At 49.4% G+C, this 17,528-nt stretch carries 12 protein-coding genes and 1 riboswitch; of the genes, 6 read left to right on the top strand and 6 right to left on the bottom strand.

What is annotated here, in order from left to right:
* Positions 1 to 122 precede the first annotated feature (122 nt).
* From ACG2F4_RS17150 to nirB, 4 genes are all read right to left on the bottom strand, one after another.
* On the bottom strand, positions 123 to 1,493 hold the full coding sequence (locus ACG2F4_RS17150) for a NarK family nitrate/nitrite MFS transporter (RefSeq protein WP_395262118.1): 1,371 nt from the start codon (positions 1,491 to 1,493) through the stop codon (positions 123 to 125).
* Positions 1,494 to 1,549: 56 nt separating this feature from the next.
* Entirely contained in the window at positions 1,550 to 2,854 is a 1,305-nt protein-coding gene (locus tag ACG2F4_RS17155) for an alginate export family protein (protein ID WP_395262119.1), read from the bottom strand.
* Positions 2,855 to 3,060: 206 nt separating this feature from the next.
* Positions 3,061 to 3,408, bottom strand: a complete 348-nt coding sequence (gene nirD, locus ACG2F4_RS17160; RefSeq protein ID WP_395262120.1) for a nitrite reductase small subunit NirD — start codon at positions 3,406 to 3,408, stop codon at positions 3,061 to 3,063.
* A 135-nt stretch (positions 3,409 to 3,543) separates the two neighbouring features.
* The gene (gene nirB / locus ACG2F4_RS17165) at positions 3,544 to 6,081 is read right to left on the bottom strand and encodes a nitrite reductase large subunit NirB (protein WP_395262121.1); all 2,538 of its coding nucleotides are present in this window, start codon (positions 6,079 to 6,081) and stop codon (positions 3,544 to 3,546) included.
* Between the two features lie 294 nt (positions 6,082 to 6,375).
* On the opposite strand from nirB, the gene cobA reads away from it, so the two are divergent.
* The 4 genes from cobA (at position 6,376) to ACG2F4_RS17185 (ending at position 11,665) form a co-directional block, all read left to right on the top strand.
* Entirely contained in the window at positions 6,376 to 7,257 is an 882-nt protein-coding gene (gene cobA / locus ACG2F4_RS17170) for a uroporphyrinogen-III C-methyltransferase (protein ID WP_395262122.1), read from the top strand.
* Positions 7,258 to 7,527: 270 nt separating this feature from the next.
* A riboswitch (cobalamin riboswitch) is annotated at positions 7,528 to 7,720 on the top strand.
* 137 nt (positions 7,721 to 7,857) lie between these two features.
* The gene (locus ACG2F4_RS17175) at positions 7,858 to 8,205 is read left to right on the top strand and encodes a hypothetical protein (protein ID WP_395262123.1); all 348 of its coding nucleotides are present in this window, start codon (positions 7,858 to 7,860) and stop codon (positions 8,203 to 8,205) included.
* Positions 8,206 to 8,249: 44 nt separating this feature from the next.
* On the top strand, positions 8,250 to 9,236 hold the full coding sequence (locus ACG2F4_RS17180) for a ribonucleotide-diphosphate reductase subunit beta (protein ID WP_395262124.1): 987 nt from the start codon (positions 8,250 to 8,252) through the stop codon (positions 9,234 to 9,236).
* Between the two features lie 11 nt (positions 9,237 to 9,247).
* The gene (locus ACG2F4_RS17185) at positions 9,248 to 11,665 is read left to right on the top strand and encodes a ribonucleoside-diphosphate reductase subunit alpha (protein WP_395262126.1); all 2,418 of its coding nucleotides are present in this window, start codon (positions 9,248 to 9,250) and stop codon (positions 11,663 to 11,665) included.
* A gap of 427 nt (positions 11,666 to 12,092) precedes the next feature.
* Here ACG2F4_RS17185 and ACG2F4_RS17190 read toward each other — a convergent pair whose 3' ends face one another.
* The gene (locus tag ACG2F4_RS17190; protein ID WP_395262127.1) at positions 12,093 to 12,368 is read right to left on the bottom strand and encodes a hypothetical protein; all 276 of its coding nucleotides are present in this window, start codon (positions 12,366 to 12,368) and stop codon (positions 12,093 to 12,095) included.
* A 271-nt stretch (positions 12,369 to 12,639) separates the two neighbouring features.
* Here ACG2F4_RS17190 and ACG2F4_RS17195 point away from each other — a divergent pair, with 271 nt between their 5' ends.
* A complete protein-coding gene (locus ACG2F4_RS17195) occupies positions 12,640 to 13,428 on the top strand; it encodes an SDR family NAD(P)-dependent oxidoreductase (RefSeq protein WP_395262128.1) in 789 nt (262 codons plus the stop codon).
* 458 nt (positions 13,429 to 13,886) lie between these two features.
* Here the strand turns inward: ACG2F4_RS17195 and ACG2F4_RS17200 are convergent, their stop codons facing one another.
* Complete coding sequence (locus ACG2F4_RS17200) at positions 13,887 to 14,837, bottom strand: NADP-dependent oxidoreductase (RefSeq protein ID WP_395262129.1); 951 nt, start codon at positions 14,835 to 14,837, stop codon at positions 13,887 to 13,889.
* 362 nt (positions 14,838 to 15,199) lie between these two features.
* Between ACG2F4_RS17200 and ACG2F4_RS17205 the strand changes: the two genes are divergently transcribed.
* Positions 15,200 to 16,693: a formate/nitrite transporter family protein gene (locus tag ACG2F4_RS17205; protein WP_395262130.1), complete on the top strand. Its 1,494-nt coding sequence runs from the start codon at positions 15,200 to 15,202 to the stop codon at positions 16,691 to 16,693.
* Positions 16,694 to 17,528 lie beyond the last annotated feature (835 nt).

Genomic DNA, 17,528 nt, shown 5'->3' on the forward strand with positions numbered 1-17,528 from the left:
GGGAGTACAAATCCCCCAAAGGAGTAGTGCGTATTTCGTTTTATTCTCTGATTCATAACGTGTGATACGTAATTCGTAACAGCGGCAGCCATCACGCATTACGCATCACGAATAACACTCATTTAATCTGCCAAAGCGGGCTCGGTCTGTAAAACAGGCTCTGATATCGCTTCTTCCAGCTCGTAGAGGGCTTCCTTCTCATCACCAAAGCTGAAGCGTACGGTGAAGGCCAGCAGCGAAGTGATGCTAACAACGACGCCCAGAACAAAGAGGGCTTCGGGATAGGTAATGGATTCATACTTGAACAGGAACCCGGCCATGACGGCGCCTGCATTTCCGCCGGCTCCCACGATGCCGGAGACGGCACCAACAGCTTTTCGATTGACGAATGGTACCACGGAGTAAGTAGCGCCCTCCGCCATCTGCACGCAGAGGCTGAACACAATCATCGTTCCAATGGCAAGCGTCAGCACCGTCATGCTGGAGAACAGCATCAGGGCCAGGCCTTCCAGGAAGAGCATCACGAAGAGGAATCGGACCCGGCCTTTCAGCCCGAATTCGATCCCGAACTTATCGCCGAGATACCCGCCCAGCGGTCGTGCAAACAGGTTCATCAGTCCGAACAGGCCGGCGATGAGGCCCGCGGTTTCGAGATCCAAAGAAAAGTAATCGTAGTAATAGATGGCCGCGATGTTGTTGATAGTCAGCTCAATGCCGAAGCTGGCGCCGTAGATTGCGAAAAGGCTCCACACGCGGTAGTCTTTCATCACATCCAGCATAGATGGCTCCTCTTCCTGCTCTGCATCATCGCCTTCCAGCTCAGCGACGGAATCAACCTCCAGCTCTGAGAAGTTGCCCTTGGGCGTATCCGTCGTAAAATTGTAGTACAGGATGCCGAGCACGATCATCAGCACACCCGGCACGACCATCGCCCATCTCCAGGCGGATGTATCCTCAAAACCGAGAAAGACGAATCCTGCAAAAATCATCGGCATGATCATCTGTGTGGCGCCGCCGCCCATATTCCCCCATCCGGCGGTAGTGGCGTTGGCCGTGCCCACAACATTATCCGCAAACATAACGGAGGTGTGGTACTGGGTTATCACGAACGAGGCGCCGATAATGCCGATGGCCAGCCGGAACAGCAGGAAGGTCTCGTAACTGTTGCTCAGCCCCACGCCTATGACGGGGATAGAACCAAAGATGAGCAGCACGGTGTAGGTGAGCCGCGGACCGTATTTATCACAAAATCGCCCGATAAATATCCGTGCAATGACGGTGATGGCCACGGAGGCAATTATAGTGTTCCCGATCTGCGACTGCGTGAGACTCAGCTCCTCGCGGATCACAGCCATCAGCGGCGCTACCCCGAACCACCCGAAAAAACAGAGAAAAAAGGAGATCCAGGAGAGGTGAAAAGTCCGCATGTGCGGTGCAGCAAAACTGAACAGGTTTATGCGCGTTGCCTTGTTCGTATCTTTTGTGGTTTTCATTGGTGGTACCCGACAGTAGTTTTTGTTAGGGATTGATTGGGATTAGGGATCGGTTGCTACATCGAAATAAAAACAGGATTAAAGCTGAGCATCAGCCAGGCCCAGTTGCTGGATGGACCGCTGCTTCCGCCTTTAATCGCTTCTAGTGAATTGGTGCCAAACAGCTGGGAATACCCGGCCCCGATGCTTACCTCATCCGACAGGGCATGCGAAAAAACAAGATCAATTTCGGTGCCCAGCGTGCTGCTCAGTGTGCTTGAGAGATTATTGGGATCGACGATATCGACCGGTGAATAAAATTGGTGCAGTGCGGCCGACAGCGAGGATTTTTCAGACAAACTGAACCCGGACTTAACAAACAGATCCACCAGGCCCACACTATTGTTGTGGGATGAAATGGGCTGATTATGCGGGTTGCCCACGTAGAAGTAATCCATGAAGCCGTAAAATTTGTGATGGGTACCGTACAGCGGGTTGAAGGAGTGGTTGTCGGCTTGGTCGGGCTGGGTTCCGGAGAGGTAGTCGGCGCCTAGCGTCAGATTCATGTTATTCAACCCGGAGTAGGAGAGACTCGCCGAGGCAAGCATGGCGCTTACATCAGTATTGGCCGGATCGGTGCCGGTTTGGTAATAGAAGGTAGCGTCAACTGAAAAATCTGAGAACGTGTGCGTGCCAGTGAGTCCGACGGTTTGGGTAAAATTAACGGTGCTGTCCGGCAGCTGAACGCCGTTGTTCAGGCCCAGTATTGAAAATGAAGTAGATTCCAGCTCGCGGTGATACCACAGGTATTGCAGCGTTTTGTAATTATTGACGCCGGAATAATAAGTGTCGAACAGTTTGGCGGGTTCCGGCGGATTGTTATCCTGGTTAAAGGCAAAGCCGCCGTGCAGCGACCAGTCTTCCTGGTCAAGCTTCAAAAGCAGCGCATCATGACTGCGGCCCTGGGCGGTCCACCCCACGCTGCCGAGGATGCGCTGGTCGTCATACACCAGTTCCTGGCGACCTGCTTTCAATGAGAGGCTTTTGTTAAAGTTGATCTGCCCCCATGCCTGGTGTACCGAAAAACGCCCATCGGTTTTATTGAGCTGGCCGGTGCTGCCCCAGATGCGCACATCCTGCACGCTGAGGCCTATTTCGTACAACTCTTTGCTGTAATCCAGGTTCAGGCGGGAGCGCTGTTCGGTGAAGAAAGCAGCCTCAGCACCCTCGGCAGGCAATGTTTTATAGCCATGGCGCAGCTCGGTACGCGGGCGCAGTTCGCCGGAGAGAGTGAACTGGGCGAGAGCATAATCTGCCAGCAGCAGGAAAGCCAGGCAGGCAAAAATGAACGTATATAATTTATTCGTATCGGATAGGATCATAGGGATTATGTTGGAAGCACTGTTGGAACAGATAATTGGGACCGCCGGCTGTGATATCGAAGCGGCTGGGTCGGGCTGATCAGTTATGCACTTGTGGATTATGGAGCATTTTAAAGCACTGCTCTTCCAAGCGTCCGCGCTTGTAAAGAATTAAGCTTCATGTTGTCAAGCGTGGACGCTTGACGTAGCCGGTGATGAAACAAAAGCTATGAAAGGCCGACATAGACGAATCCATCTTCCACTTTCACCGGATAGGTCTCAACCGGCTCCTCATCGCCGTTTATATTCTCCCCGGAGTAGAGATTAAAGGCCCGTTTGTGAAAGGGACAGGCTACTTTCGGATCGCCCTCGCTCTCACCGATCATACCGCGGGCCAGGGCCATCTCTTTTTTGTGGGGACACATATTCTGGCAGGCGAACCATTCGCCACGCCGTGTAAAATTGAATACGGCAATCTGCTTGTCCTGCAGCTTCACGCAGGCGCCGCCGTTTTTTGGGAAATCTTCCACCCTGGCAGCTTTGTACCATTCAATGACATCTTGTTGTGCTTCCATGAACTGTTAAAGAAAGGTTTAGGGATTGTGATTTGGATGATAACAGGGATTGGGTTTATGTAACCACAAAGGACTCAAAGAATTAGTGTAGTTTGTGTTCTTCGTGGTTGATTGTTAAATGAATGGGGAATTGTTTTACTCCTCATCTTCCCAGCCGGCCGCGGCGGGCACGGGCTGCTCGCGGTACTCCTTGAACTTGACTCTGGGATCGAGATCCTCGGAGTTGACGAAATGCTTGAACCGTTTTCGCAGCTCGGGATTGTTGACCACCTCTTTCCATTCGCAGGAATAGACGTTGATCAGCTGCTGCATCTCCTGTTCCAGCTCTTCGCCGATACCGAGAGAGTCTTCGACGACCACTTTCTTGAGGTAGTCCAGGCCGCCCTCCATTTTGTTGAGCCAGGTAGAGGTGCGATCCAGGTGTTCGGCCGTTTTGATGTAGAACATCAGGAAGCGGTCCAGGTATTTGATAAGCGTTTCTTCACTGAGATCGGTGGCCAGCAGTTTGGCGTGCTGGGGATTGGTACCGCCGTTTCCGCAGACAAACAGGTTCCAGCCCTCTTCGGTGGCGATGATGCCAAAGTCCTTGGCCTGGGCTTCGGCGCATTCGCGCACGCAGCCGGAAACGCCGCCTTTGAGTTTATGGGGAGCCCGAAGTCCGCGGTAACGTTCCTCAATTTCGATGGCGAAGGAAACCGATTCGTGCAGTCCGTACCGGCACCAGACGGAACCGACGCAGCTTTTCACCGTTCGAAGCGCCTTTCCGTACGCATGACCACTTTCGAAGCCGGCCTCGATAAGGTCTTCCCAAATATCGGGGAGCTGATCCACGCGGGCGCCCATCATGTTGATGCGCTGCCCGCCGGTAATTTTGGTGTAGAGATTGTATTTCTTGGCCAGCTCACCGATGGTGATCAGCTTGTCCGGCGTAATTTCGCCGCCGGGTACGCGTGGAATTACCGAGTAGGTACCGCCGCGCTGAATGTTGGCCAGGAAGCGGTCGTTGGTATCCTGGATCGTGTCGCGGTCTTCGAGAACATGCTCGTTGAAGGCGCTGGCCAGCAGGGAGGCGACCACCGGCTTGCACTTTTCGCAGCCGTTGCCTTCGCCCACCTCATCCAGCAGCTCATCGTAGGTGTGCAGTTCTTTGACTTTGATGATGTCGAAGAGCTCCTGGCGGGTGTAATCGAAATGCTCGCAGATTACCTTGCGTACTTCTTTGCCGCGGGCCTCCATCGACTGGGTCAGCAGGTCATCGAGTATCGGTACGCAGCCGCTGCAGCCGGTACCCGCCTTGGTGCATTTTTTAATGCTGTCGATATCCTCTTTGCCTTCTTCCTCAATGAGCTCGCAGATCTCGCCCTTGGTCACGCTCTCGCAGGAGCAGATGATCGAGTCATCGGGAAAATCATACACTTTTTGGCCGGCGCCGGACTCCTCGTCGCGCTTGCCGATAATCAGGTCCACGGGATCGGGTGGCAGCGAGAAGCCATTCTGGGCGATCTGCAGCAGCATGTTGTAATCATCCGCATCGCCGACGAGCATACCGCCCAGCAGGCGATCGCCATCCTCAGAGACATTGATACGCTTATACACGCCCTTAGCCTTGTTGTCGATAATCACTTTCTTGCTGTTCTCTTCCGACTCCCCGAACGCATCGCCAAAGCTGGCTACATCCACGCCCACGAGCTTTAGCTTGGTGGACATATCGAATTCGGTAAACTCTTCATCGCCGCCGGTCAGGTTTTCCGCCACCACGTCGGCCATCTCGTAGCCGGGGGCCACCAGGCCGTAGATCATGCCGCGGTGCAGGGCGGATTCCCCGATCGCATAAATATCGGGATCACTGGTTTTCATCTTGTCATCCACGATGATGCCGCCGCGCTTGCCAACTTCCAGGTCAGCTTTGCGGGCCAGTTCATCGCGCGGACGAATTCCGGCGGAGATGATCACCATGTCTGCCTCCAGGCGATCGTCATCTTCAAAGTCGAGGTATTCGGGCGTGCCATTGCCGCCGATGAGCGTAGTGTTCTTGTTCAGCAGAATTTCCAGGTCCAGCTCTTCAAGCGCCGTCTTTAATGCATGAGCGCCGATCTCATCCAGCTGTTTCGGCATCAGGCGCGGGGCAAATTCGATGACGCTGGTCTCCAGCCCGAGGTCCATGGCCGACTTGGCCGCCTCCAGCCCGAGCAGTCCGCCGCCAATTACCGCCGCCTTGCCGGCGCCCCGGGCATAGTCCGTGATGGCATCCAGATCCTCAAGCGTGCGATACACAAATACGCCCTTCTTGTCGGTACCGTCGATGGGAGGCACAAACGCGCTGGAGCCGGTGGCCAGGATCAGCTTGTCGTAGGAAACCGTGCGCCCTTTCTGGGAGGTTACGGTCTTGGATTTGCGATCCAGATCCACCACGAGCTCTCCGGTAAACAGGGTAATGCCCTGCTCCTCGTACCAGGAGCGCGGGGCCATCTGCAGGTCCTCCTCGTCCGCATCGGCAAAGTAGGAGCTCAGCTGTACGCGGTCGTATGCCGGGCGGGGCTCCTCGCCAAAAATGGTAATCTTAAAATTGGTGCTCGTTTCCTTGTTGATGAGCTTTTCACAAAACTTGTAGCCCACCATCCCATTTCCAACAACGACAATGTGTTCCGGTTCGGGAGATTTAGCTGGTGACATAACGAGTGATTGAGTTTTATGGTCCACACCTGCTGCATGCGCAGAATGTCAAGACGAAATTCTTAATATTTTTAGTTTAAAATTCAATAAAACCTTACTAATTTATGCAAGTATTGAATTTCAGCTCGCATGTTAACATCAATTAATAAAACTTTCAAACTAAAAAATAGAGTTAATTTTCATTTTATATATTTATACTTTAGTCAAAGTGAATAATTTTATTAAATTAAATAGGCAAAATTTCCATAAAGCCGTAATTTTAAATATTTGTACTTTTATTCTGCTACTTTGCTTATGCCATTGACTAAATCCACAGAAACTCAACCTGATATACCGGCCGGGGGTGGCAAGCTCATACTGGTGGGGGCCGGCCCCGGCGATCCCGATCTGATAAGCATCAAGGGGGCTAAAGCCCTGGCCCGGGCCGATGTGGTGCTGTATGACACGCTCTCCCATCCCGATCTACTGGATTATGCACCACCCCGCGCTGAGAAAATTTACGTGGGGAAAAAGGCGGGCTCATCGCAGAACAGCCAGGAGAGCACGAACGATCTTATTGTCCGAAAGGCGAACGAGGGCAAGTGCGTGGTGCGGCTGAAGGGCGGTGACCCGTTCATTTTTGGTCGCGGGCACGAGGAGCTTTGCCATGCGCGGGATCACGACATCCCGGTGGAAATTGTGCCCGGTATTTCCAGCTGTACGTCTGTTGGGGAGCTGCAGGGCATACCGCTAACCAAGCGCGGTGTTAACGAAAGTTTTTGGGTGACCACCGGCGTGACGCGCAACGGTACGGTTTCGAAAGATGTGAAGCTGGCCGCCCGGTCTTCGGCCACCGTCGCCATCCTGATGGGGATGCGGAAGCTCCCCGAAATTACGCAGATTTTTCGCAATCACGGCGGTGCGGATACGCCTGTTGCGGTCATCCAGAAAGGCTCGCTGCCGGGGGAGAAGATCGCCCTGGGCACGGTGGATACGATTGTGGATGAGGTACGCAAAAATGAATTGACAAACCCTGTCTTGATCATAATTGGAGACGTTGTGCGGCTACATCCCGATTTTTGCAATTCACAAAAGAAGTGGCGAGGAAAACAGGATATCGTATTTAGTGCTTTTAACAGCAGCTACAGGGAGATAACAGAATATATGAGAGTAGGAATCTCTGCCCTAAACTTCTAACCTGCATTTCACCGAAATAGGGCTCATGCGCAAGACGCTGGTGGAAATTGCCCGCCAACCTATCAATAAACGTACTCGCCGGCAAAGTTCAGCAACAATAGCTTCGCAGGTTGAACACGTTTCATCTTCCGGATGATTCTACAGGAATATGCAGTTTACCGTAATTTAGAGATAGTCTATCCCCAGGAGCTCAATAAGAAAGCCGAATTGTTAACAACTCGACTTTTTTGTGGAAAAGTATTCGTTGACAATGAGAGCGGCAGCTCTTTTCTTGAATACAGGTTTGAAGGTGCCCCGATTCTGTCGGGGTGAAAAGGGAATCCAGTGAAATGCTGGAGCTGTACCCGCAACTGTAATCCGGAATATTCTTTGATTTAACCACTGTCTCAGCCCCAAACGAGGCGGGAAGGTTCGAAGAAATTGTCGGTAAGTCAGGAGACCTGCCTTTAAATCAGTAAACGAGGCCTTCGGGAGTTAAGGCGTTGTTGAAAGGCAGGTATGGAATACCCGACTGTTTTTACTGATCTCACCAGCTCCGTGAACTCCTGCCCTTCAACGTTTTGCATCCCACCTCAGAATTGCAAGCTAAAACGAATTGCTATGATTACCCACAATCTTGGATACCCGCGGATAGGTATCAACAGAGACCTGAAGAAAGTAATAGAACCGTATTGGAAGGGAGAGACCGGCAAAGCCAGACTGAATGAATCAATTTCGATCTTCAAGGTGATGCACTGGACCACCCAGAAAGATGCGGGAATCGACCTGGTACCTTCAAATGATTTTTCGCTCTACGATCAGGTGCTGGATATGGCCCTGTTGGTCGGCGCCATACCAGATCGTGATCTGTATGAGAAAGAAAATGACAAAATTTACAGCTATCCCATCGATACCAGCTTTGCCATGGCGCGAGGATTACAGGATAATACGCAAGTAATTTCCTGCTAAGCAATAGTTCTATCATGAAAACCAGGAATTCAAAAATCACAAGTATGAATAATAAACTGATTGGGCGTACGTCTGTACGCGAAAATATCAAACTGAGCGAGGATCCCTCGTATCCCATCTTTAAAGAGTTGTACGAAAAACAGAAAAAGGTGGTCTGGTTTCCCGAAGAGCTGAACATCCAGCAGGATGCCCTCGACTATCACACGCTGACCCACGATGAAAAAGAGCTTTTTGATACGGCTGTGGGCTATTTCTGCTCGTCGGAGCTGCTGGTGCAAAACGTGCTGGTCAATTCCTTTTTCCCTTTGCTCACCGATCCACACGCAAAGATGAGCTTCAGCACCCAGCTGTTTATGGAGAATATCCACAGCGACTTCTTTGAGATTGTACTGCAGTCCTTCGGACTGGACCGCGAGAAGATGTACGATGTGGCCTTCGACGATCCGATATTGCGGAAAAAGCAAAATCTTATTGTCGATGAGATCGATAAAATAAGTCACGGAAAAATTAATCCCGAAACACTCGAGGGACAAAAAAAGGTACTTCGGGCCATTCTGCTAAATAACATCATCTTAGAAGGGATTTTCTTTTACTCCTCATTCGCCCATTTCTTTGCGCTCAAGGATATGGCCAAGATGAAAAACGTGGTTTCCGGGGTGGAACTGGTACTGATCGATGAATCGCTGCACCTGCAAAACGGCATCGAAGCTATCCTGATTATGCTGGAAGAAAATCCGGAAATTGTGAAGGATACCGAGTACGTGCAGGATATCCGGAATGTCATCCTGGAGGGAACCTCCCTGGAAATTGAGTATGTCAAACATCGATTTGGCGACCGGACGATCCTGGGCATTTCATCCGGAGAGATGGAGCGGTACCTGAAATATATCACTGACCGGCGATTGCAGGAGCTCGGCTTTCGGCAGGAGTTTCATATCAATGAAAATCCACTGCGATTCCTGCAGAAAGAAGACGTAAAAAAGCTGATCAACTTTTTCGAAGTCTCATCTACCGAATACACTAATTACTAAAACATTCAACTATGAAACGTACAGTCATAAAGCGCGACGGCACGGAACAGCCTTTCCGCACCCAAAAAATAATCAACGCGATATTCGAAATCATCCAGAGACTAAAAGTCGAGGATGATTATGAGCTCGTCTTCAAAATCATGAAAGAGCTTGACCTGAAAGTCCCCGAGCGGGTCACCACCGAAGAGCTCGACCGGCTGGTGCTCAAGGCCATCGAGCAGCTCATCCCCAAGCACCCGGTCTACGATACGCTGGCCACGCGCCAGCTGCTGAAGATCATCAACAAGGATATTGACCGCCGGCTGGATGGATTCAAAGAGTACTTGGAACAGGCCTTTGACCAAAGCCTGCTGGATGAACGGCTTAAAGAGTTTGACTTCGACCTGCTGGCCGACAGTCTCAATTTCGACCGCGACGGACTGCTGGGCTACTTTGGGCTGACTACGCTGAAAGATCGCTATCTGATGAAAAATCGCGAGGATCGGACGATTGAGAAACCACAATGGTTTTTCATGCGTGTGGCCATGGGGATCGGCAATTCCAATGAGCAGATCGTAAAGATATATAACAAACTCTCGAATTTGGAGTACCTGCACTCCACGCCCACGCTGTTCAACTCGGGCACCACCACGTCGCAATATTCGTCCTGTTACGTGAGCGTGATCGATGATTCGCTGGACTCCATTATGGATAAAGTGCGGGAGACCGCTTTTCTGGCCAAGTATGCCGGAGGCGTGGGTACCGATGTGACCCGTATCCGGGCAACCGGTTCCAACATCAAATCGTTGAATGCACCTTCCTCGGGTGCGATCCCATTCATCAAAGTGTTTGATACGCTGGTAAACTCCATCCAGCAGGGCGGACGCCGGCGCAGCTCGCAGGTGATGTCGATGCAGCCGTGGCACCTTGATATCGACGGATTTCTGGATCTGCGGGAGACTACCGGTAACGCCTATTTCCGCACCCCGTCACTCAATACCAGCCTCTGGATGCCGGACGAGATGATGCGGCGCATCAAGGAAGGCGAACCGATCTACCTGTTTGATCCCGGCGAATGCCCGGAGTTGGTGGATGCCGTGGGCGACGATTTCAAGAAGAAGTATGAGAAACGTATCAAGCAGGCCGAGGCTGATCAGCTGGAGCATTATGAGAAACGTGACAGCCAGAACTTCTTCAAAAAATACCTGTTCAAGCTGGCTAAAACGGGTCATCCGTGGCTCATTTTCAAGGATGAGCACAATCGCCATAACCCGTGTCCCGAGTACAGCGTGATTAACAGCTCGAATTTGTGTACCGAGATCTCCATCCCCAACCGACCCGACTCCACGGCCGTCTGCACGCTGGCGTCGGTGAACTTGTCGAAACACCTTAACGAAGACAACAGCGATATCGACTGGGACAAGCTTGAGGATACGCTGGAGGTCATGACACGGGGACTCGATAACATCCTGGATAAAAATTTCTACCCGTCCGAGGCCGCAAAGAAGAATACGATGGATCTGCGACCGCTGGGCGTCGGCATGATGGGCTTTGCCGAAGCGCTTGTGGATCTGGACATCCCGTACGATTCCGAAGAAGCAGTGATGCTGGCACGTAAGCTGGGATCCTTTATGCGCAACATTACCTATCGCACATCGCAGGAGCTGGCTGAAGAGCGCGGGGCGTTCAAACACTACCAGAAGATGGAAGACCAGGGGGATCCCTATGATTACGAGCCGCGCCGAAACGCCGTACTGCTGGCAATTGCGCCTACCGCTTCCATCTCAATTATTTCCGGCACGACGTCTTCCATCGACAGCTACTTCAGCAATCTTTATTCCCGGGATACCCTTTCCGGCAAGCATATTGTGATCAACCGTCAGCTGATAGAGGACCTGGAACAGAAAGGATTCTGGAGCGAAGAGATGGCGCAGACCATCAAGGCGAATAACGGCTCGGTTCAGCCGATAAAGGAGCTGGATGGCGTCATCAACAAGAACCTGTACAAAACAGCTTATGAAATTCACCCTAAGCGACAGGTTGATATCGCCTCGGCCTTCCAGGAATCCATTGATCAGTCGGTCTCGAAATCGCTCTATATCGACGAGCAGCTGCGCGACAGCATGGATGAAATCTACCTCTATGCCTGGGAAAAGAAATTGAAATCCACTTACTACTGCTTTATTGACAAGGTGGTGAAAGGCGAAAAATATACCGAAAGCGTCAACAAGCGGGGCTCACGTCGTGGTTTCGGAGCGGCAGGTTCCGACCATAATGGCTCCGTTTCCAAATCAGCCGATACTGATGATGAGGAAAGTAAAGGAGCACTGGAAGCCAAAGCCCGGGAAAAATTTGGGGATGAGGTCGTCGAACAGGCACTCAATGCCAAGAATGCGGATTCCTGTCCCACTGATCCTATGTTGCGTCGGATTTGTCCGGCCTGCGAATAATGAATTTCAAGCGATGTCGTCGAAATGGCGGCATCGCATTTTTATTGAATCCTTAAATTTGATATAAGCAGTGGTCGGAGGCCATAAAAAGGCAATTTTTATATGGTTCCATGTAACAACAGTTGGGAAACCCATGAAAACTCTTCATTTATTTTTGTGGATAATCCATTTGCCCGGTGGCGATCATCCAGTGGTGGTGTTGATGATGTACTCCGGCAGCCAAGAGTCCAATGTAGCCCAGAGCTCTAATCTTAGGAACTTCGTTTGAATTAGCAGACGTACAGGTAATGGTCCACACCCCATTCTTATGCCTAGATTCCATGGTCCAGCCTTTTTCTTTTTTGAGCATCATAGGGTGCATGGACAACACGCGTTTCAGAGCTACGTTGGCTCGCTCTGTAGATGGTCGAACCTGCAGTTCTACGCCTTATTCTACAGGTTGCTTTTCAAGCACTTCTACCTCTTCGGTAAAGGCTTTCATATCCAGCAGGTGCTGCCTCAGCGCTTCCAGGTCAACCTGTTCCCAATTGGTATTGGGATCCTGTTCCAAAGCTGTAATCGTCTCCTGAATGGCACCAAAAATTTGATTGCCGGGAGCCGAAAGCGGGGTAGAGCCGTGATGCTGGGCGTTTGTATTATTGAAAGAGAGTGCAAAGAGGATTAGCGTAACTCCTGACAACTTCATCAACTTGGTATAAAGCATGTCTTACTTACTTGATTTGACTAATAATTTGAACTGAAATATCAGGAGATAAATACAGAAAAAGAAATAATCAGAATGCCACTGTCATTCCAAACGTTTCGGTGCCCATCACCTGCAGGGCCGTAAGTGAGACGGCCAGGTACAGTATTTTGGCTTTAATGTATCAAAAAGACTACTTACAAAATTAATACCTTTAACAAGTGGTTTATCTTGGTATGAAATTGATCTGAAAAAAGACAGTATTCTTTAAATAAACTATCAGAGGCAGATTATGAGATTATCAAATAAGAATGTTCTGATTACGGGAGGAAGTGCCGGTATCGGGAAAGCGTTAATTGAAGAACTTTCGGTAAAGGATATTACTGATATAGCCGTCATGGGGAGAACCGTTGAAAAGTTGGATGATCTGGAAGACCAATTTCCCTCGGCTCGATTCTTGAAAATTCAGGGAGATGTATCTGTACTAAGCGATGTAAAAGAGGCATCGAAAACGATAAAACAAGAATGGGGCTCCCTTGATATCTTGATCAATAACGCCGGGGTAGTCAGTGCCGGACTTTTAGAGGAGATCAGTGATGAGGATATTTTGGGGCAGATTAATGTTAATCTCACGGGACTTATTTATATGACCAAGCATTTCCTGCCGCTGCTCAAGAAGAGCGACGAAGCGGCTATAATGAATATTTCCTCTGGACTCGGATATATTGCCATGCCATTTTACAGTGTCTACGCAGCCACAAAAGCGGGCGTTAAACATTTTTCTGAAGCGATGCGCAGAGAACTGGTTGATTATCCGATTCACGTGATGACGGTCTATCCTACCTCTACTGATACCCCAATGATGGAATCGGCAAATACAGGCGATATGGATAGCCCCCAAAAAGTGGCACGGGCCTCTATCGAGGGATTACTTAACGGTGAGATAGAAGTTGTACTTGGTGGCCAACAACGGATAGATGACATCAAAACAAACCTAAATGACCCTCAAAAAATGGATGAAAAAGTGGATGGCATGTATGAGGCGTTGCGTAAACGGGCAGAACGACATCGGTCGATGTAATCATTGTTGCATTAGATTATAATATTTCAGCTCCATATACCATCATTTCTAACAACTGGTAGTATAACTGTGAAAATTATCCTATCTATGGGATTTTGATATCCAACTGGATATAATAGAACCTAACAGGCAAGGAGTAAGCTATGAATGCTGCAGAAAAGAAAAGGGAATACGCTGCCAAGATCGACTTCCCAAAACACCTGATCATATGAGGAGCCCGTACAGAGTACCACTATATTACTGAGTTTGGAGACGAATTTGTTACCCTTAGTCCACGGGAGTTGATCCACTCTGATGAAATTTTAGGTGTACCTTGGAGATGATTGATAAGGCTATGAAGAACCTTGCAGAAGGTAAGGTGTCAGAATCGGTGGATATGGAAGAACTCGAAAAACTGCTTGAGGGGTAACCGGGTCATATATTCGAAATTATAATGGGTGTCGCCGATCTTAATTTTTTTAAGGAATAATAGCAGTTTTTCCTCGTGTATGCAGCGACTCAATCTCTTGCAGAGCCATCGGTACCTCATCTAAATCAAAGGTTTTAGAAACCGGCACCGTAATATATCCCTCATCAGCCAGCTGCTGTATATGTGTTAACTGCCTGGCATTGGGCTCAACAAATACGTACCGAAATTTAGTATCGTCTGGGATTTTCGGATTTCTGTGGGTAATGGAAATAAGTTGTCCGCCGCTTTTTAGCGTGCCAATACTTTGATCGAGCGATTTTCCACGGGAACAGTGGAAGATAAAATCCACCCCATCCGGTGTTACTGTCTTTACAGCTTCCCCCACATTACCGGCACTATAATCGATGGTTTCATCGGCACCAAGCTCTTTCATGTAGTCTTGGTTACGACCGCTGGCCACGCCTATGACTGTAGCACCAACGGTTTTTGCCAGCTGAATAGCTATGGTTCCTACCCCACCAGAGCCACCCAGTATCAATAATGTTTGACCTTTTTCCAGATTTCCAAACTGGAACAGTGCCTGGTAGGCAGTTAATCCGACCAATGGGACAGCGCCAGATTCTTCCATTGTAATTTGTTGCGGGCGCTGGGCAACATAGCTTTCAGGAATAGATACGTACTCTGCAAAAGTTCCGTACTGCACGGTAGGGCGACGGGCGTACGCATACACTTCATCTCCCTGTTCAAATCGCCGTGCAGCAAATCCACGCTCTTCAACTATACCCGCCATGTCCCAGCCCGGAACAGCGGGAAACTCTGCGGGGATTACTTCATTAAGCATGCCCCGGGCTACGGCTGCATCTACGGGATTTACACCTGCCGCTTTTACGCGGACGAGGACTTCGCCTTCCCCGGGTTCAGGGCGCTCGAGGGTTCCCGTTTGAATATGATCCAGCTCTCCAAATTCTTCAAAATATGATGCCTTCATCTGTGTACTCATAAATGGTATTAATTGCTTGTATTAATGTCATTAACCGTGGAATGGGTAAACGTTTACAGTAAGAGATCCGTTTCGGTATCGGATATTTGACAGTTGTAATGACATAGAGTTATGTGTTGATACATCAATAGTATTTCTTGGGATATTACATTGATGATCCATGGTAAAGCAGGCTCAAACAAATGTAAGACTGCCAACGGTAATTGCACGTGCATCAGATTAGCGATACCTTTATGACCAGATAGATTATTCAATAAATCCTTCCTCGATATCAAATGTTAGCATTATTCTTCCAATCGATGTGTAAGTAAGAATTAGTAAATAGAATTTCGTTATTTCGATTAATTTAATAGAAGAACTCCATGAAGACAGACAGTATCAGAGAACAAATTGACCAGTCCCAAAGCGGTGCACCCGCGGGCGGACAGGCCGTTCGTGATATATTTTCGACGGATGAAATTTTTCATCGCATTGTAGCCACAGCCGATGAGGATTTTAGCCGCACTGCGCGTCTCCTTTTTCTAAGCGGAGTGGCTGCGGGGCTGTCTATCGGCCTTACATTTGTGGCCCGGGCTGCGATGACGGCCGCCGTAGGTCCGGAGTCTTCGTTGTTCCTCGGTAACATGTTATATCCCCTTGGATTTATACTGATTGTAGCCGGCAAATATCAGCTGTTTACCGAAAATACGCTTACCCCTGTCACGCACGTGCTCACACGGATTGCCAGCGTGCCCGCGCTGCTGCGCGTTTGGGGCATAGTGCTATTTGCAAATGTTATTGGGGCAGGAGCGTTGGCGTATGCATTGGCCAACACCGGCATCTTTGCGGCCGAAGCGGCCGAAGTGGCCCGGGGCTTTGGAGAACATGCCCTGAGCGTATCCTGGAATGATCTGTTTTGGAAAGGCGTATTGGCAGGATGGATTGTAGCCTCGATGGTTTGGCTGACCCATGCCGTACGAGATGCCATGGCTCGCATCGCTATCGTTTTTATACTGATGTATCTCATTCCGATCGCGGATCTGTTTCACTGTATTATTGGTGCCTGTGAGGTGCTTTACCTGATTTTCCAGGGGTTGGCCGGCTGGGGCCAGTTCGGGTATTTCTTTTCTGCCGTAACGCTGGGCAATACGGTGGGCGGAGTGATACTGGTGGCTATTCTCAATTATTCGCAGACGCGTCAGAGTCGCTTTCCCGATCGGGACTGCGGTCAGCTGGAGCTTACATGGAAAGAATGGCTGTTTGGTCGTAATACAACGTTGCCGGATTTTATTCGTCGCCCGCATTCCAATCAGGACCAGGAAGAAGAAACGGAGGATACCTTGCAGCCCCCTGTCATTGAAGAAGATCACCAACGTGGAAACCCCGATGCGGAAATCACCCTCTTGCAGTATGGAGACTATGAATGTGAAACCAGTCGTCGAATCTATAAGATGATAGACGAAATAATGCAGGAAGAGGGTGGGCACATTCGATATGTGTATCGACACCTTCCGCTTAGCCGACGACATCCGCATGCTGAAAACGCGGGAATGGCCGCAGAGGCTGCCGCCGACCAAGGCAAGTTTTGGGAAATGCATGACGAACTGTTTGACCATCAAAATCACCTGGAAGATGAAAACCTGCTCAAATGTGCTCGTCACCTAAATTTGGATACCGATCAATTTCAGGAAGAGATGTTTGCCGAAGAAAACAGGAAACGCGTGCTTGAAGACCGGCGATCCGGCGTACGCAGCGGGGTGAAAGACACCAATAACCTGTTTATCAATGGGCAGCGATTCGACAAAGCGATGAAAAAGGACAACATTCGGCGAGAAATTGAACGCATTAAAATGACGTTAATATCCGATAATAAATAATGATGGATCACGCCAAAACGAAGAGCTGAAGTTGTAAGGGGGCGGTCAAAGGGAGAATTCCCAGAAGTACCGGCAAGAGCCGGTTGGCAAGGTTTCGGTGGACTCCCCTCCACATTGGGACAGGTGGCCGTTGACTAAAGCCCTAATTGATGGTTGTTGTCACTCATTGTCGCAGCACCCATCCGGTTTTATTTCCCCTTCAATCGCTTTTAATATTGGATAATCACTCACTTACCAAAAACAGTTAGTGAGCATCCCCGGGAAAACCCCGGATACTTTTTAATCTCCGGTTTTTTCATGGTTTACTACAGTAACATGTCGGATTTTGAGTTCCCGAGCAGTTGCTGGTTGCTCCTTTGGTTATGGGGACTTCGCAGCCGCAACTATCATCGGGGCTCCGGTAAACTTCTTTTTTTTGAGTTTTAAGTGGCGTAACAATTCCTCTTGTTTATTACAGAATACAATTCGTCTGTAATATAGGCCCTGTACCATGTTCGAGAGTCAAATAAATTTTGAGAGATTGAAAGCTAACTACTTGGTAGCCTTCGACAATATCGCAAACGAAGCTCCCATCTCCGGTACAATTACACACAAAAGCCGTTGTAGGATAAGCATATTTCAGCCTATCAGGATTTTCCTGATAGGCTGAAATATCACATAAAAAAGGTGCCAAGATTCCCTAATATAGGTACATGAAGTATGTCTCTTGCGGAAAAATATTTACGCTAATTGTTTATGATAAACGCGTTTAGGGGTTAACCTTAAGCAGCCAATGCATGTTTAATGCGATTAATGGGTTCATCGTTTTGCCAATTGATGTACTGCAATAGCGTCA

Source organism: Halalkalibaculum sp. DA3122 (assembly GCF_043951865.1).
GTDB lineage: Bacteria > Bacteroidota > Rhodothermia > Balneolales > Balneolaceae > JAMQKA01.

Excerpts from the sequence above, each read along its gene's own strand:
- cobA (WP_395262122.1), top strand. The coding sequence starts at position 6,376 with ATGCCATTGACTAAATCCACAGAAACTCAACCTGATATACCGGCCGGG.
- ACG2F4_RS17175 (WP_395262123.1), top strand. The coding sequence starts at position 7,858 with ATGATTACCCACAATCTTGGATACCCGCGGATAGGTATCAACAGAGAC.
- nirD (WP_395262120.1), bottom strand. The coding sequence starts at position 3,408 with ATGGAAGCACAACAAGATGTCATTGAATGGTACAAAGCTGCCAGGGTG.
- ACG2F4_RS17205 (WP_395262130.1), top strand. The coding sequence starts at position 15,200 with ATGAAGACAGACAGTATCAGAGAACAAATTGACCAGTCCCAAAGCGGT.
- nirB (WP_395262121.1), bottom strand. The coding sequence starts at position 6,081 with ATGTCACCAGCTAAATCTCCCGAACCGGAACACATTGTCGTTGTTGGA.
- ACG2F4_RS17155 (WP_395262119.1), bottom strand. The coding sequence starts at position 2,854 with ATGATCCTATCCGATACGAATAAATTATATACGTTCATTTTTGCCTGC.
- ACG2F4_RS17185 (WP_395262126.1), top strand. The coding sequence starts at position 9,248 with ATGAAACGTACAGTCATAAAGCGCGACGGCACGGAACAGCCTTTCCGC.
- ACG2F4_RS17180 (WP_395262124.1), top strand. The coding sequence starts at position 8,250 with ATGAATAATAAACTGATTGGGCGTACGTCTGTACGCGAAAATATCAAA.
- ACG2F4_RS17195 (WP_395262128.1), top strand. The coding sequence starts at position 12,640 with ATGAGATTATCAAATAAGAATGTTCTGATTACGGGAGGAAGTGCCGGT.
- ACG2F4_RS17150 (WP_395262118.1), bottom strand. The coding sequence starts at position 1,493 with ATGAAAACCACAAAAGATACGAACAAGGCAACGCGCATAAACCTGTTC.
- ACG2F4_RS17190 (WP_395262127.1), bottom strand. The coding sequence starts at position 12,368 with ATGCTTTATACCAAGTTGATGAAGTTGTCAGGAGTTACGCTAATCCTC.
- ACG2F4_RS17200 (WP_395262129.1), bottom strand. The coding sequence starts at position 14,837 with ATGAGTACACAGATGAAGGCATCATATTTTGAAGAATTTGGAGAGCTG.